This is a genomic window from Shewanella aestuarii (assembly GCF_014647215.1).
GTDB classification, from domain to species: domain Bacteria; phylum Pseudomonadota; class Gammaproteobacteria; order Enterobacterales; family Shewanellaceae; genus Shewanella; species Shewanella aestuarii.
The window spans coordinates 44,944-67,487 of sequence record NZ_BMOT01000013.1; the positions used below are offsets into that span (position 1 = coordinate 44,944).

Genomic DNA, 22,544 nt, shown 5'->3' on the forward strand with positions numbered 1-22,544 from the left:
CGACTATGACTATGCGTATTTTGATTGTTGAAGATGACGCCACAACGCTGAAATATGTGGCGGAAGGGTTTACCGCGCAGCAGTATAGTGTTGATAGTGCAACCGATGGCCAAGAAGGACTAACGCTGGCTAAACACAATCAATATGACTTGATTGTATTAGACCGTATGTTACCAAAACTTGATGGCTTAACCTTGCTTTCTGCACTGCGAACGAGCGGAAATAAAACGCCAGTATTGATTTTATCGGCATTAAGCCATGTAGATGAAAGAGTGAAAGGCTTACGTGCTGGTGGTGATGATTACATGACCAAACCTTTTGCGTTTGCTGAGTTACTCGTACGGGCAGAGAAACTGGCTCAACGAAATGTTGTAGAACCAGCCACCACAGATATTGAAGTGGGTGGACTGAAGATGGAACTGCTAACGCGTAATGTGACCTTAGACGGTAAAGAACTGATGTTACAGCCTAAAGAGTTTCAGTTGCTTAAGTTTTTAATGGAGCATCCAAACCAGGTCATTAGTAGAACATTATTGTTTGAAGCCGTGTGGGATTATCATTTCGATCCACGTACCAATGTGATTGATGTCCATATTGCAAAGTTGCGTCGTAAGTTTGAAGAACTAGGCCATGGCGAGCTAATTGAAACCGTAAGGGGTGCTGGATATCGTCTTTGCAAAGGGCATTAAGCCTTACCAAAGCAGTGCTTGGCGCATCACGTTAATCTTCTCTACTCTAGTGACGATTTTGATTGTCATGCTCATTTCTAGCTTGTATAGACAACTGATTATTGAGCAAGAGAATCAGGTAGATGCGCACTTGTCAGCTGAAATGCAACGCTATCAGCAGCTTGCGTTAACGGTTAATCGCCGTAGTTTTGCCGCACAAATACAGGCATCAGATCCTAAAACCGCCTTAATCGCTTGGAAAAACAGTGTCGATATGGTTGGGGCATTAACTTTCTTGCCTGACAATATGCCGCTTTTGCCTGAAACAAGAGAGTTTCCCATCTTTACTGGCGGTCCAGATAAGTTGCATATTTTGACTGGCGGATTAGCCATGACCAATTACGGCCCTGTGTTGATTGCCACTCGAACGGATCAGCTGGCCCTGTTAATTGAAAAGTTTGTCAATGCCGCATTTTGGGCGGTAGCATTTACGCTGGGGTTAACCTTAGCCTTGGGATACATTTTTTCTAAAGCCATTTTGCGCCGTTTAGTGCAGTACAACCAATTAAGTGAGCAAATTGAGGCTGGACATTACAACACTCGGTTACCTGTGACTCGTCAGCAAGATGAATTTGATATGTTGGCGCAGCAATTTAACCGTGTTCTTGATACCTTGGAGCAAAATTTACGTGCCGTTCGAGGCGTGACCGACAATATTGCCCATGATTTACGAACGCCATTGTCACATTTACGGATTGGTATTGAACAGTTATCAGCAAAGCCTCAAGCAGAACTAGAAAATGCACGTGCTGAGTTATTGGAAGAGCTGGATGATTGTTTGGCAACCTTTGATGCCATGTTGTCATTAACGCGCATTGAAGAAGGTCAGCAGTTACTGGATTTACAACCTATTAATTTGCAAGATATTTGCCAGGATTTGTACGAAATGGCTGATGTGATTGCTGAAGCTAAAAATCAAACATTTACCATTGATTTAAAACAAGATGCTATTATCCAAGGTGATAAATATCTCCTGTTTCAAGCACTGTTCAACTTAGTGGATAACGCCATTAAATATTCGCCAGAAGGTGCGAAAATCCATATCGAGCAAAACAATAAATGTATTAATATTGCCGATAATGGTCCAGGTATTGCCGATGAAGACAAAGAAAGAGTGTTTGAGCGTTTGGTTCGCCTAGATCCAAGTCGACACTATAAAGGTACTGGATTAGGACTTTCTATGGTGAAAGCCATTTTATCGCGTCATCAAGCCAGTATAGAATTAACGGATAATCATCCTGGTTTGCTTGTGAGCATTCACTTCAAATAAGCGAAATATTACATTGATCAGTCCCTACCAAATCGTCAGTCACCAGGATGACTTTATTATTATTAATAAAGCCGCCAATGTGCATTTTCATAGCCAAGATGGGACCGCAGGTGTGGTTGCCCAGGTAGAAACCGATCTCGGGATTAAGTTATTTGCTGTGCATCGACTTGATACACCGACATCTGGGCTACTTATTCTGGCCAAAACATCCGCTGCTGCTAATCGTTTTACGCAGCTGTTTACCGCCCATCAGGTGCAGAAATATTATTTAGCCATTGCCATGGGCAAACCGAAAAAAAAACAGGGGTGGATTATTGGTGATATGGCAAAGTCACGTCGCAGCATGTATAAATTGCTGCGTAGTAAGGAAAACCCTGCAATAACCCATTTTTTTTCACACTCTATAGCCTCGGGGATCAGGGCTTATTTGTTGAAACCCTTTAGCGGTAAAACCCATCAATTAAGAGTGGCACTAGCCAGTATTGGGGTGCCGATATTAGGCGATAATTTATATGGTAAACAGACAAGTGATCGCTGTTATTTACATGCATATCAATTGAGTTTTTGTTACTTAGGACAAGAATATCAGTTTATTCAATTACCCGATGAAGGTAGTTATTTTCTAGACGAGGGCATGCAGCAGTTTATTCAAGATAGCTGGTCTGTGCCAGCTCAATTAGATTGGCCGCAAAAGCCGTAAATTTTGATAATCAATCGCCTCTAATTTGATAGATAAGATTTACCGTTACATAGCTAGATTGCATATGCCGAGGTTATTACGTTGTCGTATTCTGCGGTGGCGTTAATGTACTGATAGTATTTCTTCCTTGTTGCTTAGCACAATACATCCCTTCATCGGCTAGCTGCAACAATTGCTCAACCGAGAGGCTTTGGTCAATAGTGGCATAGCCGATACTCACTTGAACCTCGATGGTATGTTGTTGCCATTTACAATTATTTTGGTTTATTTGTGCCTGTAATTTTTCAGCCACAAAATAGGCTTTTTCTGCATCGGTTGCTGGCAAGATGATCAAAAACTCTTCTCCACCGAAACGACAGATGAAGTCCACTTTTCGAAGTGATCTTTTTAAAATAGTCGCGACATGCTGCAATGCAGCATCCCCACATAAGTGACCATAGGTATCGTTGATTCGTTTAAAATGGTCTAAATCTAATAATAATAAACTGTAAGCTTGATGTTCTCTGTGCCAAAGTGCATCGACTAAATCTAGCCTGGTCATTAATGCATGACGATTCCATAAACCTGTCAGTTGATCTTTCTTGGCTAGTTTATGGATTTTGTATACTAAACGTGTCAGCGCGTTGCCAAATAAAACACAATTAATACTTAAAATAAAACCAATATAAGCCCATAAAACAACGGGTGACTTTAACGTGGTTAATGTTTCAATAATAGGCTGGTGTTCAGTAAAGATAAGTAACAATGCAAATCGACTTATAAAAAATAGCGTGGCCAGAATAAAGGGCAAAGTCAGCATCAATGAATAAAAAATGGATAAGCTTTTTCGAATGGCTTGATAATTATCTCTAGAGATAAAGAAAAACAGTAAACTTGACCCAAAGCTGGCAATGATCATTAAGTAAGACGCGTAAGCTACCTGAGGGGGAATGAGTAACATTAATAAAATTGTCAGACTGAAAATGGTCAGGTCAGTTTGATAGGTCAGCTTTTGCTTGAATAAATGTAATCCCCCCCAGCGTAACAAACAAAAACCGAAGGTGAATAGCATATCGGTAAAATACCAATGCAAATAACTGACGGTGTCAGAGCGGTAAAAATATAAAACCATGCCGAAAAACATACATAAATTAGCTAAGGAGAATAGACGACTGGCTTTAGGGGCTATGCGCAGTGGAGACGTCATTAGTCCCCAAGCAAATGCTCCAATAATGGCAATAACGCCAAAAAACTGTATATAAATAAAACTAATCTCGTTTGGCATCAGCTTATAAAGGTGTATCTATTTTTATTATAGTTTTTTTAGAATAGTAGGCTTTGAGGATATAAGATAGCTTTTTGTAGTGGATAATCCTGATTTTCGTGTGTAAGCTGATGACTTGTATCAATTTGTTAAATTAGGATGTGACATAACATGGACACAAACAAATTATTATTAGTCATTATTGCAATCTTACTCCCCCCTGTGGCGGTGTTTCTGAAAAAAGGTGCCGGTAAAGACCTACTGATCAATATTTTATTGTGCATTTTCTTTTTTGTTCCAGGGTTAATCCATGCAATATGGGTTGTGCTACAAGAATAGAAATGGTGTATTTGACTGCTTGAACTTGTTTAAGTTTATAGTTCAAGCAGTAACCTTGATGAAAGATTAAGTGTTCAAGTGCTATAATGTGTCACTGCTCTTTGAACTGACCGAATATGAATCGTAAAAAGAAGATTAACCAAACGCTGAAAGCAAAAGCTAAAAAAGCCAATAAAAAGTTACTCACTGGCAATAAGCCTCAATATATTTCTAAAGCGGAACGTGCCTTACTTGCTGGCACAGAGGTAGAAGCTTTAGTTTCTAGCAGTCTATCTAGCGAGCCAAGCCCATCAACGAAAGCCGATTAATTTGCTGGACTACAGACTGAACATTTAGGCTGTTTTGTGAGTTTCATTTGTCGAAACTCCATGGTCATTGCATCAATCATCAGAATGCGCCCAGAGAGGCTTTGCCCCATCCCCGCAATCACTTTTATGGCTTCTGTGGCTTGAATGCAGCCTATCAGCCCAACCACAGGCGCCAGAATGCCTGACTCAACACAGGTTAAGTGTTGTTCTCCGAACAGTTGACTATAACAATGGTAACAAGGGCTGTTGGCTTGGTAATCAAATACCGTAACCGTACCTTCCATTCTAATTGCGGCGGCGGAAATAAAGGGTTTGTGATGCTTTAAGCAGCTGAGGTTTAGCTGCTCACGAACTAACACATTATCGGTGCAATCCAACACTAAAGAGTGTTGCACGACCAACTCTTCAAGTTGCTGTTCATCAAGCAGCGCATTGCAGGTATTGATGGTAATTAAAGGATTAAGTTGATTGAGTGTCTGTTTCGCTGAGTCAACTTTGGCCTGACCAATATTGGCATCCTGATGCAAGACTTGGCGCTGCAAATTGGACAATTCCACGGTATCAAAATCAACCAGTGTCATCTCTCCAACACCCGCTACGGCTAGATACTGACTGGCGGCACAGCCTAATCCTCCAGCACCGATGATCAATACTTTGGCCAGTTTCAACTTTTCTTGTCCGTCAATATCCATGGCTTTAATTGATATCTGACGGCTATAACGCAGCATTTCATTATCTGTAAGTAGCTCGTCCGGTTGAACATCAGTTACTTGACTCATACAGGCTCCTAGCTTAAAACGCTGTTAAAGGGTTCAACATTCACTAGGGTACCAACCTCAACATCGGCTTGGAATTGCGCAAGATTGATAAAGCAATTAGCGATACTCATAGAGGTTAACATGCCTGAACCTTGCCCTCCTGTCACTGCCACTTCAAGTTCACCTTGTGCGTTTTGTGTTAGCACGCCACGTTGGTATTCCACACGACCGGGCTGCTTACGAATAGCGGTTGTTAGTTTTGCCTGATAGGTTACAGCGGCTTTATTAGGCAAGCCCTGCATCTTGTTAAGAATAGGCCACACTAACTTATAGAATGTCACCATTGACGATACAGGATTGCCTGGTAAGCCACAAAATACCGCCTTGCCTAGTTTACCGAAAGCAAACGGCTTACCGGGCTTGATTGCCAGTTTCCAGAAGGTAATTTGGCCTTCTTCAGATAAAATTTGTTTAGTGTAGTCAGCATCACCTACAGATACCCCACCAGAAGTGAGCACCATGTCGGCTTGAGCTGCCGCTTCTTTAAATGCTGCGCGGATGGCTTCTTTATCATCCTTGATCACGCCAAGATCAATCCATTCGACATTAGCCTTGGCCATTAGACCTTGAATAGAGTAGCGGTTTGAATCGTAAATTTGACCTGGCGCCAGCTCGGTGCCGACGGGACGAAGCTCATCACCGGTAGAGAAAAAAGCAACCTTTATAATACGTGACACTCTGACTTGACTGAGACCTATGGTGGCGATAACGCCCATTTCAGCCGCTCTAATTTGAGTGCCTTTGAATAAGACTTTTGTGCCTGCGATTAATTCTTCACCTCGGCCGCGGACATTGGCGCCTTTTTTTGCTGGGTGGGCAATATTAATCTGCTCGCCATTAGCGGTGCACTTTTCTTGCATTTGCACTGTGTCATATCCCGCAAGTAAAGGAGCGCCTGTCATAATGCGAATGCAGCTATTCTTTTTGGCTTCACCACTAAACGGGTGCCCAGCAAACGAGCTTCCTACTAACGTTAATCTAGTCTCTTGTGTTTGAGTCTCTAAATCTTCAAATCGAAATGCATAACCATCCATTGCTGAATTATCAAAGGGCGGCAGGTCGATACCCGAAGTCAGGTCTTCAGCCAGTACACGACCAATAGCATGAGGTAAATCAACGACCTCTGAATCATTTGTAGCATCAACTTGGGCAAGTAATTGAATTATGGCGTCATCGGGATGCAATAACGTTGGTTGAGCACAAGGGTCTTGAGTTGATACCATCAGATATTCCTTTATAAGCCAGTGGTTTCCACCTTAAGGTGAAACGGTAAAAATTGTGGGTTAGTATGCCATGATAATCACTGCGTTTTATGATCCAACTTAAGATTTTTATAACCTATGCCACAAAATAAATCAGCAAAGCCATGGTTTTTGTACATAATTCAATGTGCCAATGGTCATTTTTATACAGGGATCACCACAGATGTTGCTCGACGCTTTTCTGAACATCAAAATAGCGGTGTCAAAGCAGCCAAATTTCTTAAAGGTAAGGGGCCACTGTTGCTTGTTTATCAGGAGTCACTACCTTGTCGTAGCTCAGCAACCAAACGTGAAATGGCAGTAAAAAAACTTTCAAGGGATAAAAAGATAAGTTTGATTGCAACAGGCTGTTGATATTTATGAGCAAACGCCTGTCTCAAAAACAACTCATCCCAATAAAACTCTGTAATATAGGTATAAATTATAATAAGTGCATTACACCCATACTTGTTAAAGGCATCGCCACATATGATATTTTCTAGGCTAATGATTGCATTTTGGTTATCAATTTTGACGTTTAGCGTCCAAGCACAGAATGTCATTCGTATTGAATCTTCACAGTCTGCTGACAATGTTAGTCATTCTTTTTATCAGGATTTACTGGCTGAAATTATGGCGCAAACCGAAGAGAGTGATGGCAGTGTTAACATTGTTAATCTTGATATGAATGTATCGCAAGCGCGAGGCTTGCAGTTACTCAACTCAAATGTTCTTGATGTTTTTTGGGCTGGAACAAGTATTGAAAGAGAGCAAAGTTACGGCGCGATAGCCATACCATTAACCGCTGGGTTATTGGGTATTCGTGTGCCTGTGATCAAAAAGAAAAATTTAGCATTATTTGAAGCGATTACGACTCAAGAACAACTCAAAAAACTGAAAGCATGCCAAGGTTCGCAATGGCCTGATTCAGATATTTTAGAGTTTAATGGCTATGCTGTGGAGCGCGTGATTAGTTTTAACTTGATGTATTCAATGCTCAAACAAGAACGTTGTGATTACTTCCCTCGGGGCTTGAATGAAGTTTATGCAGAACTCGGTGCGCCAACAAATGCTGAGTTTATAGCATTTGAACAGGTATTACTGCGTTATCCTCTTCCCATGTATTTTTTTGTAAAGAAAGAAAACACTCAACTACAAATACGAATTCATCGCGGATTAACTCAATTCATCGCGAGTGGTCAGTTTGCGCTCTTCTTACAACAGCATCCGATTACCAAAGATATTTTTCCACTTGAGCGTTTCAGCCATACGCGCATATTCGACTTAGTTAACCCTCAGTTGCCAGCAACTACGCCAACCAATAATGCTCAACTATGGTGGCGTATTCCTGTTGCTGACAGTGACGCTAAAACTCAATAACTCATTTTACCGAATATTTGCAGCCGTTCCGAACGGTCTGTATTAGAAAGTATAAGGTTAATCTATTCCTCTAAGTACAGGATAAACTTGATATTGTGCGTCATAGTATGGGCTGCGTTCATAAAACCAACGCAACCTTGCTTTGCTATCTTGTGCAAAATTTTTGTCTAGTAATGCTAATTCAAATTCCGCTTTTAGGCTGGAATTTTCGGCCAGCATTTTTACCGCTAATGGTTCAACGGCATAATCTTCTATGTACTCGGTAAGTGTGAAAATAGTATTGAAGAATCCCCAATAAAATAAAGAGTCTTCAGCTTGTGGTTCAAGTAACAATACCGCTAAATCACCTAAAGGTTGTGCAGTACTGACTTTAATGGTTCCCGCGGCTATTGTGGTGTCAATTTGAGTTGAAATCAGTTTAGCGCTCACGGTTTGGCGACTTTCATAATCGGCTTGACCAAATTGAGGTTGTTCAAATCGATATTGCTCGGCACGAATATTCACAGGTGCGTTTAAGGTACTGACTTCAATACCATGTAAAGCTAATTTATCGATCACCGCTTTCCATTGAGCGGGAATGTAATAAGCCGTTGGACGTTTAACCTGAATATCCGCTTTGGTGTTACCGATAACGGGTAGCGCGGCATATAGTTTAGGCTGACCATTCCAACGAACCACATCTGCGCCGCTAATAGCACTTTTCTCTATACGATAATCAATGCCTTTAAAATCCCAATCAGGTTGAGACTCGTTTTGCCAAGTCAAGGTTATTTGCGGGGAATGACGTTGCTGATCTTGTTTGATCGCTGCTGTTAATGATTCGGCATGGTTTGCAACCGTTTTTAGTGTTTGTTCTAGCATGACATAAGTCCCTAAAACACGTTGTTTGAAGGGTTTCAAACTGTGATTCTCGATCAAAATTGTCGGTAAATGGCGCGCATCACCATAACCGTTTGAAAAACGAGGACTTGGGTTCCAATACGAGACACCTTGGCTCATATCGGCATTGTTGTTGGCAAAAATCAGTTTGCCAGGAATATGATCATGAGCCGTTAGTGCCGATTCCACTTCTGGGCGATAGGTTTCCTCTAGCCAATTAAAAATGCTTGGGCTGTAACCTTGTTTTACGTTATAGCCAAAGGTGACGTCGTATTGGTAATCAATGCCATCAGTAACATGCACGTCAATATATAAGTCTGGTTGCCACTGGTTGATGGCTTTTAAAAGGTGCTGCATTTCTGCAGCATCGGCTTTGGCATAATCACGGTTTAAATTAAGGTTGGTTGCCGTGGTGCGCCACCCCATATTGACCGGGCCACGTTGATTCACACGGTTATATTGATTGCTACGCTCATGTGCATCGACCGACAAGATTGGGATAAACAGTAAGTTTACGTTATCGAGTAATGCCTGTTTTGCCCCGAAAGCCATATCCCGTAATAACATCATGCCAGCATCTTTACCGTCGATTTCACCAGAATGGATCCCTGCCTGAACCAGCACTGTTGCTTTGTTATTTTTACTGAGTTGTTGCGCTGATGCGGCACCCTCTTTTGAGGCGATAATCATCCAGATGTCTCGACCTTGCGGGCTCTTGCCAATGCTTACTTTCTGCAAGTTTGCACTTTTGCTCACTAGTTTATCTAACCATTGGGTGGTTTGAGTGTAATCAGGACTGGTGACATATTCTTGTTGCTCAAATGGCGTCACCCACGGGTGATCATGGCCCACTAACAGCGCTTCACTTTTACCTTGCCAGACATGGATGGGTGGCAAAATTGCGTCGTTGATAAATTGATGGTTTGTTGGTGTTTGAGCGAAACTGGCAGAAGAAAGTATTATTGAAGTAATACAAGTAGATAAAGCAATTAGGCGCATGATGGCTCTCTTAATATTATTATTATTAGGTTGATTTGAAAGAGGTAATGAACGACTCATAATAGCAATGTTTTGCATCGAAAGAAGCGGATTTAAAGACTTGTTACAAACTAGGGCTTTAGTTAATGTTTTTAATGTAAAGTGTTAAGTGTTGCAGCCTATTAAACTGGTAGAGATCGATTGCATAAAAAAAGCCCTAACAGAGTTAGGGCTTATAAACGGTTAAAATGTTGCCTTAAAGCAAGGGGAGTTAAGCTTTAGGGCCTGCATTTTTAATCGCGTCTGAAACATCATACTTGACAAAGTTTGCCGCAAATTCTTGTGCAATTTGCTGAGCGTACTTGTTGTATTCAGCTTTATCAGCCCACGTGTTTACTGGGTTAAGTAATTTGCTGTCAACGCCAGTCACTGCAACAGGGACATCTAAGTTCAACTTATCAATATGCACAGTTTCAACGTCTTTTAATTCGCCACTCACAATAGCATCAACGATTGCGCGAGTTGTGGGAATGTCAAAACGCTTACCCACACCGTGAGGGCCGCCAGTCCAGCCAGTGTTAACTAGGTAAACACGGCTGCCAAAAGACTCAATACGCTTCATTAATAATTCAGCGTACACGCCAGCTGGGCGAGGGAAGAATGGTGCACCAAAACAGGTTGAGAAGGTAGATTGAATTGCGGCAGTTGAGCCCATTTCAGTCGAACCTACTTTAGCGGTATAACCAGATAAGAAATGGTATGCAGCCTGTTCTTTATTAAGTATCGAAACCGGTGGCAATACACCTGAAACGTCACAGGTTAAAAACACCACAGAGTTTGGTTCTGCACCGCGGTTTTCTTCTTTACGCTGGGCGATATGCTCAAGTGGGTAAGCTGCGCGGCTGTTTTCGGTTAGGCTTGTGTCGGTATAATCAGGTAAACGTTGAGCATCTAGCACGACGTTTTCAAGCACAGTACCGAAACGAATCGCATCCCAAATTACAGGTTCGTTCTTTTGGCTTAGATCGATACATTTAGCGTAGCAGCCGCCTTCGATGTTAAATACACCGCCTGGTGCCCAGCCATGTTCGTCATCGCCAATTAAGAAACGCTTTGGATCGGCTGATAAGGTTGTTTTACCTGTACCTGATAAACCGAAGAATAACGTTGTATCACCATCATGTCCTACGTTTGCAGAGCAATGCATTGGTAACACGCCTTTGGCAGGTAAAAGGAAGTTCTGCACTGAGAACATCGACTTTTTCATTTCGCCTGCGTATTTAAGGCCCGCTAACAATACTTTACGTTCTGCAAAATTCAGAATTACCGTAGCTTCAGAATTGGTACCATCACGCTCAGGTACACAAACAAAACCCGGCGCATTAATTATTTGCCAAACATCTTTGTTGCCACGGTTGAAGGTTTCTGGAGTAATAAATAAGTTACGTGCAAAAATTTGGTGCCATGCATATTCAGTGGTGACTTTAATCGGTAAATAATGGTCATCATCTGCGCCAACTTCTAATTCAGACATAAATAACTCTTTGTCTGCTAAGTAAGCTTCTACACGTCCCCATAATGCATCAAATTTTCCAGCATCAAATGGGCGGTTTACATTACCCCATTCGATTTCGCTTTCGGAACCTGATTCTTTAACAATAAAACGATCATTCGGGGAACGTCCTGTTCTTTCGCCCGTTTTTGCCACTAATGCACCGTTTGCGGTAAGTTGACCTTCTCCACGAAGAAGCGCAATTTCTACAAGTTGAGCTGTTGTCGGATTAAGGTGAACGCGGTTTGATACATCCGCCATAGTGTAAATCTCCAAGTTTATAGGTCGTTTTCGCTCTAAAGCTTCAAAAAGAGGTTTTCTGAAAGACTATTATTATTGGCCAAGCCTGTATGTCGTTCAGTAACTCGATTGTAACTTATGTTAGGGGCTGGGTAACGAACAGTTTGGTAATTTTTTTGAAAGTTTTTCGGGTTTATCTGTTTTTTGTTGCGAACAAAGACAAAAAAGGCGCTTAAAGCGCCTTTTTTCATGAAACCCTTACAGGGTTGTGTAACGTTGTAAGATTATTGAGCGGTATCGTTGCTTGGACTAATCGCATAAATGGAGGCGATGTCGATGCCATCGAAGGTGTACATGACAGAGCAATATTCGCAGCCCATTTCAATTTTACCTTCTTCCGCCAAAATTTGTTCCACTTCTGCTTGTGAAATGGTGCGGATAGCCGCGGCACTGCGTTCGCGTGAACAACTGCACTTAAAGGTGACGTCAACAGGATCAAATAACCGTACTTGCTCTTGGTGATACAGGCGATGCAGAACTTGCTCAGCGTCTAAGGTATATAACTCTTCAGCTTTAATCGTGGCAGTTAGGGTAGATAAATGCTCGTAATCTTCATTTTTTGCAGATTTCGACGGTAAAACTTGTAATAACATGCCTGCAGCTTGTTTTCCGTTAGCAAATAGTTGAATTTGCGTAGGTAACTGCTCAGATTGATTGAAATACTCTTCTAAACAGGCAGCAAGATTTGGGTGGTCTAATGACACAATACCTTGGTAACGTTCACCTTCATCAGGTGTTAGCGTGATCACCATGTAACCTTTACCTAGCATTTGTTGCAAACTGGCATCGTCAGCAATTGCACCATCCCAACGTGAAACGCCGCGCATAACTTGCTTGTTGTTACCGTTGATTACGGCAAGTGATACCGGGCCATCACCTTGTAGCTGCACGCTAATATCTCCGGTAAATTTGATGGTTGCGGTCAGTAATGACGTGGCTGCCATTAATTCACCTAATAAGTGTTGAACCGCTAATGGATAATCATGAGCAGATAGCACTTGTTGATAACAGTCTTGAAGTTGAACAACTTCGCCACGAACATCTGCATCATCAAACAAATAGCGGTGTAACATATCGTGAGTCATAACGTGTCTCTTCTATAAATCGATGGTTGAAATATCGATGAATTCTATAAGTCTTTAAAACGCAAAAGTTGTCTGCGCTGTTTTTTATCCGGCTTATGCTCTGGCGCCGGATTATTCAATATATTTAGTCGTCTGGCTTCGGCATTAAATTCACGTTTAGTGATACTTTGCTCAGTTTCTTGGTAAAGTGTCTGCGCTATCGCCGCACTTTGGCGCTGCTCTGATAACTTGGTAATAATCACTTCGCGATCATCATGCCCTTGGCGTATACGAATTTTGGCACCCAGTTCAGCGTTTTTACTGGATTTACTACGCTGACCGTTATAGTGCACTTTACCGCCATTAATCATGTCTTTGGCTAACGCACGAGTCTTATAAAAACGGGCTGCCCACAGCCATTTATCAAGTCTGACAGAGGTTTTATCTGGATTATCAATTTTCAAAATACCCCCAAAACAGGACAGAGTTCACAAGCTGAGTCATTTTACCGTCATTTCAATAAAGTATCATTGTAAAAAGAGGCACCCCTCACAACCTTTTCAGGCGCGCAAAGTTAGCATATTTTGCTGTATTTCGCCAATTGATCTGCTCTGGGCTTGTTGCTGATTGCAGTGTAGGTTAGCATGAGTAGCTATTGCTAAATTAACAACATAAACAGAGGCCTGTACTGTAAAGGTATAGAGGGTCCACAAGACTATGGATTTATTAGATAAACTGATCTCCAAAGCGGCGATTATTCCGCATAAGCAAGTGAGTAATGCCGTTTTTTGGGTGGGTCTGATTGTTGCGTTGCTGCTTGCGGCGCAAATCACATGGAAGTTAATGCCTATGTCTGATAACCAGGCTACATGGCAACCATCCCCCATTTCCTCTACCGCCGCTAAACAGGTGGAGCTTGATGCTGTGCGCGATTTACTGTTGTTCGGTAAGCATGATGCCGGTGCCACTAAGCCCAAAGTTGAAGTGGTTGAACAAATTACCGACGCGCCTAAAACAAACTTATCTATTCAGTTAACGGGTGTGGTTGCCTCTACAGCAGAACAAAACGGGCTGGCGATCATTGAGTCTAGCGGCAGCCAAGAAACGTATAGCCTTGGTGATAAAATTAAAGGCACTTCTGCGTCACTAAAAGAGGTGTATGCCGACCGAATTATTATTACCAATGCAGGACGTTACGAAACCTTAATGTTGGATGGCTTAAAGTACATCACTCAAAGCGAAGTAAACCAACAGCTTCAACAAGCTAAAAGCAATCAACGTAATGTTCAGCAAGTGGATCGCCGCAATAGTGAGTTTTCAACCGAACTGGCTAACTCACGCGAAGAGTTATTGGCCGATCCCAGTAAAATTACTGATTTTATCGCTATATCACCAGTGCAAAAAGACGGTGAGGTGGCTGGTTATCGTTTAAATCCGGGTAAAGATGCCGCACTGTTTAAGCAGGCGGGTTTTCAACCTAGCGATTTGGCGAAATCAATTAATGGATTTGATTTGACCGATATGGGTCAAGCATTAGAAGTGATGGCGCAATTGCCAGAGTTAACCGAAATGTCAGTTATGGTTGAACGCGAAGGGCAATTGGTCGAAATCATGTTTAGTTTGCCAGAATAAGTAGTGGCATTAGGGGAATAACAAGAATGAATAATAAAGGACTTCGACACAAGATTTTTGCTGGCATGCTAGCGGGTGCTGCAATGCTTGCTTCTCATGGCGCTTGGTCGGAACAATATGCTGCTAATTTTAAAGGCACAGACATTCAAGAGTTTATCAATATTGTTGGTAAAAATCTTAATAAAACCATCATAGTTGATCCCACAGTACGCGGTAAAATTAACGTCCGCAGTTATGATTTATTGAGTGATGAACAGTACTACCAATTCTTTTTGAATGTATTACAAGTTTATGGTTATGCCGTGGTTGAAATGGAAAACCAGGTCATTAAAGTTATTAAAGATAAAGATGCCAAAACCGCAGCAATTAGAGTCGCTGATGACTCATCTCCTGGATTAGGGGATGAAATGGTGACCCGTATCGTCGCGCTGTATAACACCGAAGCCAAACAATTGGCTCCACTGTTACGTCAGTTAAACGATAATGCTGGTGGCGGTAACGTTGTGAACTACGACCCATCGAACGTATTAATGATTTCAGGTCGCGCCGCCGTTGTGAACAAGCTGGTTGATATTGTCCGTCGTGTTGATAAGCAAGGTGACACAGCGGTCCAAGTTGTTTCGTTAGAATTTGCGTCAGCGGGTGAAATTGTTCGTATTATTGATACGCTTTATCGTTCAAGTGCCAACCAAGCACAATTGCCTGGCCAAGCGCCAAAAGTGGTTGCTGATGAACGTATTAATGCGGTGGTTGTGAGTGGTGATGAGAAAAGCCGTCAACGTGTTGTTGAGTTAATCAAACGTCTTGATGCTGAGCAAGCCAATACGGGCAACACTAAAGTACGTTATCTACGCTATGCCAAAGCAGAGGATTTAGTTGAAGTATTAACTGGATTTGCTCAAAACCTGCAAAGTGACAAAGACGGCGCACAGCAACAAGGTGGCAGTAAGCGCCGCAACGAAATTAATATCATGGCTCACCCAGATACTAACGCGCTGGTCATTAGTGCTGAACCAGACCAATTGCGTACCATCGAAAATGTGATTAGTCAGCTAGATATTCGCCGTGCACAAGTATTAGTTGAAGCGATTATTGTTGAAGTCGCAGAGGGTGATGATGTTGGCTTTGGCATTCAATGGGCGACCGAAGCCGGTGGTGCCACTCAGTTTAATAACCTAGGCCCAACCATTGGTGAAATTGGTGCCGGTGTGTGGAATGCGCGCGATCAAAAAGCCTCGCAATCTTGTAGTGGTGCTGGCGATAATAAAGAGTGTACCGATAATCCAGATACCCCGGGCGATATCACTTTACTCGCGCAAGCATTAGGCAAAGTGAATGGCATGGCATGGGGTGTAGCAATGGGGGATTTTGGTGCTTTGATCCAAGCGGTATCAAGCGACACTAATTCAAACGTTTTAGCAACACCTTCGATTACTACACTTGATAACCAAGAAGCGTCATTTATTGTGGGTGATGAAGTCCCCATTTTAACTGGTAGCCAAAACTCAAGTAACGGTAACTCCAACCCATTCCAAACCGTTGAACGTAAAGAAGTGGGTGTAAAACTGAAAGTGGTACCTCAAATTAACGAGGGCAGTTCAGTTAAGTTAACCATTGAGCAAGAGGTGTCAGGTATCAACGGTAAAACCGGTGTTGACGTTACCTTTGCAACTCGTCGTTTAACCACAACCGTAATGGCTGATTCAGGGCAAATTGTAGTGTTAGGCGGTTTGATTAACGAAGAAGTTCAAGAAAGTGTCCAAAAAGTGCCATTTTTAGGTGATATTCCGGTAATTGGTCATCTATTTAAGTCATCTTCTAGCGGTAAGAAAAAGAAAAACTTAATGATCTTCATTAAGCCAACTATTATCCGCGATGGTATTACGATGGAAGGTATTGCTGGTCGTAAATATAATTACTTCAGAGCTCTACAACTTGATCAGCAAGAAAGAGGGATTAATTTAATGCCTAATTCTCAAGTGCCAGTGTTGGAAGAGTGGGATCAAGAAGCTTATTTACCAGCCGAAGTGAATGAAGTGCTTGAGCGTTACAAAAATGGTGATGGCTTAGAGACTAAGATGCGCCAAACAGATTCAACGCTAAAGAGCATCAGTGACAACAAGCAAGTTGACACCAATGACAGTGAGAATACCAATGACTGATAGCGCGATTGACCCACTCGTGCTGGCCTCACAAGAGTTAGCGCTAGAAGTGGAAGGCGATGAGGTGTTTCGCTCTAACAGTAAAGAGCGACTGCCATTTACGTTCGCACATCGGTTTCAGTTAGTGCTTGCCCAAGAAAATGAGCAATTGTCGTTGTTTTATACAGAAGCAACGCCGATTGAAGCTATGCTTGAAGTTCGTCGCTACACAGGTAAAGACTTACCTTTGTTTAAGTTGGAAAAGACGGCTTTTGAAGCCAAGCTGACTAAAGCGTATCAAGCGAATTCATCAGAAGCGCAGCAGCTAATGGAAGACATTGGCAATGAAATGGATTTATTCACCCTCGCTGAAGAATTACCGCAAACAGAAGACTTGTTAGAAGGTGATGATGATGCGCCAATCATTAAATTGATTAACGCTTTATTATCGGAAGCGATTAAAGAAGAAGCCTCAGATATTCACGTCGAAACCTATGAGAAACAGCTTATTGTGCGTTTCCGTATCGACGGTGTATTAAAAGAAGTGCTGAAACCGAATCGTAAATTATCATCTTTATTGGTCTCACGTATCAAAGTTATGGCGCGCCTCGATATCGCCGAAAAACGCGTACCACAGGATGGCCGTATTTCGTTGCGTATCGCTGGCCGAGCAGTGGATGTGCGGGTGTCGACCATGCCATCGAGCCATGGCGAACGCGTGGTAATGCGTCTACTGGATAAAAATACCGGTAACCTAGATTTACAGCAATTGGGTATGACCCCAAGCATTCGTGAAACCTTCGATCAACTTATTCGTAAACCCCACGGAATTATTTTGGTGACCGGACCAACAGGTTCAGGTAAAAGTACCACCTTATATGCCGGGTTAACTGAAATTAACTCTAAAGATACCAATATTTTAACGGTGGAAGATCCGATTGAATATGAACTTGAGGGCATTGGGCAAACTCAAGTAAATACCAAAGTGGATATGACCTTCGCTAGAGGGTTACGGGCAATATTACGTCAAGATCCTGATGTGGTAATGATCGGAGAAATTCGTGATTTAGAAACGGCTCAAATTGCTGTTCAAGCCTCATTAACTGGCCATTTAGTGATATCTACTCTACATACTAATACCGCATCGGGTGCTATCACGCGTTTACAAGATATGGGTGTTGAACCTTTTCTTGTGTCTTCGAGTTTATTAGGGGTGTTAGCACAACGACTTATTCGTACCCTGTGTCCCAAATGTAAAGAAGCCCATGAGCCTGATGATCGTGAGCGAGAGCTGTTAGGCATTACCGCGAATGACACCCGAGTGATATATCGCGCTAAAGGGTGTAAATTCTGTGGTGAGAATGGCTATCGTGGTCGAACCGGTATTCACGAATTGTTGGTGGTTGATGACAATGTGCGTGAGCTGATACACGGTGGCCGAGGTGAGTTAGCGATTGAAAAATATGTGCGCAAGGCGATCCCAAGTATTCGTCACGATGGAATGAGTAAAGTTCTTGCTGGCGTAACGACACTTGAAGAAGTGCTACGCGTGACTCGCGAGGAATAATCAATGGCAGCGTTTGAATACAAAGCCCTTGATAAAAAAGGCAAGCAGCAAAAAGGGGTGATAGAAGCAGATTCAGCTCGTCACGCCCGCAGTCAACTGCGTGAGCAGCGGCTAATGCCTGTGGAGATCCAACAGGTTGCCGACAAAGAAGCCCGCTCACAAAGTGGTGGCTTTAGTTTTGGTAACTTGTTTAAGAAACGCATATCGGTTGCTGAATTAGCCTTGATAACCCGTCAAATCGCGACCTTGGTGGCGGCGGGACTGCCAATAGAAGAAGCATTAAAAGCCGTAGGGCAGCAATCTGAAAAAGCGCGCCTAGGTAACATGATGATGGCGGTGCGTTCTCGCGTTGTTGAAGGCTACAGTTTAGCTGATTCTATGGCTGAGTTTCCGCATGTGTTTGATGATTTATACCGAGCTATGGTGGCATCGGGTGAAAAATCAGGCCATTTAGAAGTGGTACTTAACCGTTTAGCTGACTATACCGAGCGTCGCCAACAGTTAAAATCAAAACTCACCCAAGCCATGATTTATCCTGCAGTATTAACTACCGTTGCTGTTGGTGTTATTGCCGTGCTATTGGCGGCTGTGGTACCTAAAGTGGTGGGGCAATTTGAGCACATGGGGCAAGAATTGCCTGGTACAACCCAATTTTTAATTGTGGCTTCTGACTTTGTTCAAAATTATGGTCTGATATTAATCGGTGTTTTGGTGGCGCTATTTGTCATTTTTAAACGCGTATTAACTAACCCCAAAATGCGGATGAAATTTGATACCTTGGTATTGCAACTTCCTGTGATTGGTAAGGTCAGTAAAAGTATCAATACAGCGCGTTTTGCGAGAACCTTAAGTATTTTATCCGCCAGTGCGGTGCCCTTACTCGATGGTATGCGTATTGCCAGTGAAGTATTACTGAATGTGAAGGTGCGTGCTGCGGTTGATGATGCAACAGCAAGGGTACGAGAAGGAACTAGCCTAGGCACTGCATTAACCAATACTAAATTGTTTCCTGCCATGATGCTTTACATGATTGCTTCAGGCGAGAAAAGCGGTCAGTTGGAAGACATGTTAGAGCGTGCAGCGGATAACCAAGACCGTGAGTTTGAATCAAACGTCACTATCGCTATTGGGGTATTTGAACCTCTACTTGTCGTTAGCATGGCTGGCGTGGTGTTATTTATCGTGATGGCAATCTTGCAGCCTATTTTAGAGTTAAATAATTTGATCAGTGGGTAATAGTATTAACTTTATCCCTGCTCCAATCAACAACGTAGTTTTAGAGGAAGAATTTAATGCAAAAGCATAGCAAACAACGCGGTTTTACCTTACTTGAGGTGATGGTTGTTATCGTTATTTTAGGTATTTTGGCATCAATGGTAGTGCCAAATTTAATGGGCAACAAAGATAAAGCGGATCAACAAAAAGCGGTCTCAGACATTGTTGCGCTTGAAAACGCATTAGACATGTACAAGTTGGATAACAGCATTTACCCAACAACAGATCAAGGTTTAGAAGCATTAGTGCAAAAGCCAACATCATCGCCAGAGCCACGCAATTACCGTGAAGATGGATACGTTAAACGTTTACCGCAAGATCCTTGGCGTAATAACTACTTCCTATTAAGCCCAGGTGAGAATGGTAAGTTAGATATTTTCAGCGCAGGCCCAGATGGCCAACCAGGTACTGAGGATGATATCGGTAACTGGAATTTACAAGACTTCCAATAAAATATGCGTCGTTCTCGCCAAGCAGGTTTTACCTTACTCGAGATGTTGCTTGTCGCATTATTAATGGGGCTGGCGGCTTCTGCTGTAACATTGTCAATGAGCAGCGCAGGCCCTGAGCAACTGCTTAAAAAGCAAGCTCAACGCTTTATTGCTGCCGCTGAACTTGTGCTTGATGAAACGGTATTGAGCGGTCAGTTTATTGGTATTGTGATCGATGATACTCAATACCAATTTGTCATTTATCATGAAGGTAAGTGGCAACCGATAGAACAGGATAAACAGCTTTCTAATCATGAACTAGAACCCGGTATCAGCTTAGCTTTGGTGCTTGATGGCATGCCGTTAGATCAAGAAGATGAATCGCAGGAATCTTGGTTTGATGAGCCTTTTATTGATGAACCCAGTGCTGAAGAAAAGAAGAAAAATCCAGAGCCACAAATCTTATTGTTTCCAAGCGGTGAAATGACCCCCTTTGAATTAAGTTTTGCTACATACAATGAAAGCCGACAACCTATAGATGTATTAGTTGTTGGGGATGCACTAGGACGATTGTCTATTGGGCACTTTGATGAACAAATCTAAAGGCATGACCTTACTGGAAGTGATTGTTGCTTTGGCGGTATTTTCTATCGCTGCTGTGTCTGTTACCAAAAGTTTAAGTGAACAAATGGCCAATATGCCAATTTTAGAAGAACGCACACTGGGCCAGTGGGTTGCTAGTAATCAAATGGTTGAAGCTCGCTTGCCTGAGGTTTTTCCTGAGATAGGTTCAAAAGACGGCCAGGTTGAGTTGGCGGGTGAAGATTGGTATTGGCGCAGGGAAGTCATTAAAACCACTGATGATAATTTTAGAATGATCCGTATCAGTGTGAGTAAAGATGAACGTTTTAAGCGTATTGTGGCGCAAGTGAGTAGCTATGTTCACAATCGAGGGTAAAACAAATAAGGGGTTTACCCTGCTGGAAATGCTCATTGCCATTGCTATTTTTGCCATGATTGGTTTGGCGGCAAATTCAGTGCTGTCGACAGTGATGAAAAATGATGAAGTCACCAAGACATTTTCTGTTCGCCTTAAAGCGTTACAGCAAGGTTTTGGAGCCATCGAGAGAGACTTAGGCCAGATGGTCGCGCGCACCTTAAGAGGCTTGGATGGCGAGCGAAGCAGTAGCTATTTTCAAGCGGGTGACAATATGCTTGATTCAGAAACCGAAGCATTAGTTTTTTATCGCTTAGGTTGGCTAAATCCTGATGGAATTTTACCCCGAGGCAGCCTGCAGTCAGTCGCTTATGTGGTTCAAGGTGGGCGGCTAGAGCGTTGGTATTATCCTTACCCTGAGCCTGCTAGCGGTGAGGAACCTCTTAAAACCTTGATTATTGAGAACGTGTTGTCTGTTGAGTACTCATTTTATATTAATGATAAATGGGAGCGAAAAACCGATGGCACCCAAATGCCTAAAGGCATTGCGATTGAAATTGAAATTGACGGCCTAGGTAAGATTCAACGTCAGTTTTTACTGCCAAAAGGCGCATCATCACCTAAAGCGGGTGAGGGTGATGCGAACGCTGGTGATGATAATGACGGTAAAAAAGACGATAACGGTACTGATGATAACGGAGATGAAACCGATGACAACGGCCGTAAAGTCAGTCCCGGTGGAAATGATGGTGGACGAGGTTGATGGGGCGTCATAAGCAGCAAGGCGTCGCCATGATTGTGGTGATCTTAATCGTCGCCATGGTGGTGATCATTGCCACTAACATTACCAGTCGCAATCAATTATCCATGCGCCGAACACTCAATTTAGCTCAGTACGATCAAGCATATTGGTATGCTTTATCGGGCGAAGAACTGGCAATGAAGGTCTTAAAACAAGACTTTGAAGATGCGGACGGTAATGCAGTACACCGCCAACAATACTGGGCATTAGCGGATGTGGTGTTTCCGGTCGAAGATGGTGTGATTGCCGGTAAAATTGATGATATGCGAGCCTGTTTTAACCTAAATGCTGTCGGCTTAGAGTCAAAAGAAGTCGAAAACGGTCAACCGAAATTGACACTGGCGGCAAAGCAGTTTCAAGGATTGTTAATTGCACTGGGTATGGATGAGTTTGGCGCAGAGCGTTTAACTCATACCTTAAAAGATTATATTGATGAGGATTCGTTATCGAGTCCATTTGGCGCTGAAGATGCGGAATATGAATCACGTAAAGTACCTTATCGCGCTGCCAATACGTTAATGCAGCATCGAAGTGAATTACGAGCTGTGATGGGATTTACACAAGATATTTATGTGAAATTAATGCCTTATGTGTGCGCGATCCCCGGTGATAATCGCCAGTTGTTGAATGTTAATACCATTGAAATCGAACAGGCGGCCTTAATGGTGGGTATGTTAGATAATCAGATTTCAATCTCTGATGCTGAAAGCATTATTAATCAACGACCCGCCGATGGTTTTGAAAAAATAGAAGACTTTTGGGAGAACTCATCAGTCAGAAGCATAAAAGCTGAGGCGGATTTTCGCTCAAGCTTTGTAGTAACAAGCAACTACTTTTTACTGCATTCCGGTGCCAAAGTAGATAACGCAATATTCAGAATGGACAGTGTATTGAAGCGTAATGGTAATAACTTAGATGTGATTACCCGCCAGTACGGTGGACAACAATAATAACAAACT

At 42.5% G+C, this 22,544-nt stretch carries 23 protein-coding genes; 16 read left to right on the plus strand and 7 right to left on the minus strand.

Going from position 1 to position 22,544, the window contains the following annotated elements:
* Window positions 1-11 precede the first annotated feature (11 nt).
* The 3 genes from IEY03_RS15610 to IEY03_RS15620 are packed head-to-tail and all read left to right on the plus strand — an operon-like array spanning window position 12 to window position 2,698.
* The gene (locus IEY03_RS15610) at window positions 12-689 is read left to right on the plus strand and encodes a response regulator transcription factor (RefSeq protein WP_188843476.1); all 678 of its coding nucleotides are present in this window, start codon (window positions 12-14) and stop codon (window positions 687-689) included.
* Between the two features lie 49 nt (window positions 690-738).
* A complete protein-coding gene (locus IEY03_RS15615) occupies window positions 739-1,998 on the plus strand; it encodes a sensor histidine kinase (protein WP_188843478.1) in 1,260 nt (419 codons plus the stop codon).
* A gap of 16 nt (window positions 1,999-2,014) precedes the next feature.
* The gene (locus IEY03_RS15620) at window positions 2,015-2,698 is read left to right on the plus strand and encodes a TIGR01621 family pseudouridine synthase (RefSeq protein ID WP_188843480.1); all 684 of its coding nucleotides are present in this window, start codon (window positions 2,015-2,017) and stop codon (window positions 2,696-2,698) included.
* A gap of 76 nt (window positions 2,699-2,774) precedes the next feature.
* On the opposite strand, the gene IEY03_RS15625 is transcribed toward IEY03_RS15620, so the two are convergent.
* Window positions 2,775-3,884 carry a GGDEF domain-containing protein gene (locus IEY03_RS15625; protein WP_188843403.1) on the minus strand — a complete coding sequence of 370 codons (1,110 nt, stop codon included), beginning with the start codon at window positions 3,882-3,884 and terminating at the stop codon, window positions 2,775-2,777.
* A gap of 228 nt (window positions 3,885-4,112) precedes the next feature.
* On the opposite strand from IEY03_RS15625, the gene IEY03_RS15630 reads away from it, so the two are divergent.
* Window positions 4,113-4,280 (plus strand): YqaE/Pmp3 family membrane protein, encoded by a 168-nt coding sequence (locus tag IEY03_RS15630; protein WP_188843405.1) that lies wholly within the window; start codon window positions 4,113-4,115, stop codon window positions 4,278-4,280.
* Window positions 4,281-4,396: 116 nt separating this feature from the next.
* Window positions 4,397-4,588, plus strand: a complete 192-nt coding sequence (locus tag IEY03_RS15635; protein ID WP_188843407.1) for a DUF2986 domain-containing protein — start codon at window positions 4,397-4,399, stop codon at window positions 4,586-4,588.
* On the opposite strand, the gene moeB is transcribed toward IEY03_RS15635, so the two are convergent.
* Complete coding sequence (moeB, locus tag IEY03_RS15640; RefSeq protein WP_188843409.1) at window positions 4,585-5,367, minus strand: molybdopterin-synthase adenylyltransferase MoeB; 783 nt, start codon at window positions 5,365-5,367, stop codon at window positions 4,585-4,587. The genes IEY03_RS15635 and moeB overlap by 4 nt on opposite strands.
* Before the next feature lie 8 nt (window positions 5,368-5,375).
* Window positions 5,376-6,629 (minus strand): molybdopterin molybdotransferase MoeA, encoded by a 1,254-nt coding sequence (gene moeA, locus IEY03_RS15645; RefSeq protein ID WP_188843411.1) that lies wholly within the window; start codon window positions 6,627-6,629, stop codon window positions 5,376-5,378.
* Window positions 6,630-6,746: 117 nt separating this feature from the next.
* Between moeA and IEY03_RS15650 the strand changes: the two genes are divergently transcribed.
* Together IEY03_RS15650 and IEY03_RS15655 are read left to right on the plus strand one after the other, a co-directional pair.
* Window positions 6,747-7,022 (plus strand): GIY-YIG nuclease family protein, encoded by a 276-nt coding sequence (locus IEY03_RS15650; protein ID WP_188843413.1) that lies wholly within the window; start codon window positions 6,747-6,749, stop codon window positions 7,020-7,022.
* 156 nt (window positions 7,023-7,178) lie between these two features.
* Window positions 7,179-8,027 (plus strand): transporter substrate-binding domain-containing protein, encoded by an 849-nt coding sequence (locus IEY03_RS15655; RefSeq protein ID WP_188843415.1) that lies wholly within the window; start codon window positions 7,179-7,181, stop codon window positions 8,025-8,027.
* 57 nt (window positions 8,028-8,084) lie between these two features.
* On the opposite strand, the gene IEY03_RS15660 is transcribed toward IEY03_RS15655, so the two are convergent.
* From IEY03_RS15660 to hslR, 4 genes are all read right to left on the minus strand, one after another.
* Complete coding sequence (locus tag IEY03_RS15660; protein ID WP_373290878.1) at window positions 8,085-9,983, minus strand: M14 family metallopeptidase; 1,899 nt, start codon at window positions 9,981-9,983, stop codon at window positions 8,085-8,087.
* Window positions 9,984-10,155: 172 nt separating this feature from the next.
* Entirely contained in the window at window positions 10,156-11,718 is a 1,563-nt protein-coding gene (locus IEY03_RS15665) for a phosphoenolpyruvate carboxykinase (RefSeq protein ID WP_268239004.1), read from the minus strand.
* Window positions 11,719-11,960: 242 nt separating this feature from the next.
* A complete protein-coding gene (gene hslO, locus IEY03_RS15670; protein WP_188843420.1) occupies window positions 11,961-12,821 on the minus strand; it encodes an Hsp33 family molecular chaperone HslO in 861 nt (286 codons plus the stop codon).
* 44 nt (window positions 12,822-12,865) lie between these two features.
* Window positions 12,866-13,264 carry a ribosome-associated heat shock protein Hsp15 gene (gene hslR / locus IEY03_RS15675; RefSeq protein WP_188843422.1) on the minus strand — a complete coding sequence of 133 codons (399 nt, stop codon included), beginning with the start codon at window positions 13,262-13,264 and terminating at the stop codon, window positions 12,866-12,868.
* 253 nt (window positions 13,265-13,517) lie between these two features.
* Here hslR and gspC point away from each other — a divergent pair, with 253 nt between their 5' ends.
* The 9 genes from gspC to gspK are packed head-to-tail and all read left to right on the plus strand — an operon-like array spanning window position 13,518 to window position 22,535.
* The gene (gene gspC / locus IEY03_RS15680; protein ID WP_188843424.1) at window positions 13,518-14,432 is read left to right on the plus strand and encodes a type II secretion system protein GspC; all 915 of its coding nucleotides are present in this window, start codon (window positions 13,518-13,520) and stop codon (window positions 14,430-14,432) included.
* A gap of 26 nt (window positions 14,433-14,458) precedes the next feature.
* A complete protein-coding gene (gene gspD / locus IEY03_RS15685; RefSeq protein ID WP_188843426.1) occupies window positions 14,459-16,594 on the plus strand; it encodes a type II secretion system secretin GspD in 2,136 nt (711 codons plus the stop codon).
* Window positions 16,587-18,140 (plus strand): type II secretion system ATPase GspE, encoded by a 1,554-nt coding sequence (gspE, locus tag IEY03_RS15690; RefSeq protein ID WP_229778361.1) that lies wholly within the window; start codon window positions 16,587-16,589, stop codon window positions 18,138-18,140. Before gspD ends, gspE begins: the two co-directional genes overlap by 8 nt.
* Before the next feature lie 3 nt (window positions 18,141-18,143).
* Window positions 18,144-19,376 carry a type II secretion system inner membrane protein GspF gene (gene gspF, locus IEY03_RS15695; protein WP_188843428.1) on the plus strand — a complete coding sequence of 411 codons (1,233 nt, stop codon included), beginning with the start codon at window positions 18,144-18,146 and terminating at the stop codon, window positions 19,374-19,376.
* Between the two features lie 56 nt (window positions 19,377-19,432).
* Entirely contained in the window at window positions 19,433-19,867 is a 435-nt protein-coding gene (gspG, locus tag IEY03_RS15700) for a type II secretion system major pseudopilin GspG (RefSeq protein ID WP_188843429.1), read from the plus strand.
* Between the two features lie 3 nt (window positions 19,868-19,870).
* Window positions 19,871-20,449 carry a type II secretion system minor pseudopilin GspH gene (gene gspH / locus IEY03_RS15705; RefSeq protein ID WP_188843431.1) on the plus strand — a complete coding sequence of 193 codons (579 nt, stop codon included), beginning with the start codon at window positions 19,871-19,873 and terminating at the stop codon, window positions 20,447-20,449.
* Window positions 20,436-20,804 (plus strand): type II secretion system minor pseudopilin GspI, encoded by a 369-nt coding sequence (gene gspI, locus IEY03_RS15710; RefSeq protein WP_188843433.1) that lies wholly within the window; start codon window positions 20,436-20,438, stop codon window positions 20,802-20,804. Before gspH ends, gspI begins: the two co-directional genes overlap by 14 nt.
* A complete protein-coding gene (gene gspJ, locus IEY03_RS15715; protein ID WP_188843435.1) occupies window positions 20,785-21,546 on the plus strand; it encodes a type II secretion system minor pseudopilin GspJ in 762 nt (253 codons plus the stop codon). The genes gspI and gspJ overlap by 20 nt, the downstream gene beginning before the upstream one ends.
* Complete coding sequence (gene gspK, locus IEY03_RS15720; RefSeq protein ID WP_188843437.1) at window positions 21,546-22,535, plus strand: type II secretion system minor pseudopilin GspK; 990 nt, start codon at window positions 21,546-21,548, stop codon at window positions 22,533-22,535. Before gspJ ends, gspK begins: the two co-directional genes overlap by 1 nt.
* The last annotated feature ends 9 nt before the right edge of the window (window positions 22,536-22,544 follow it).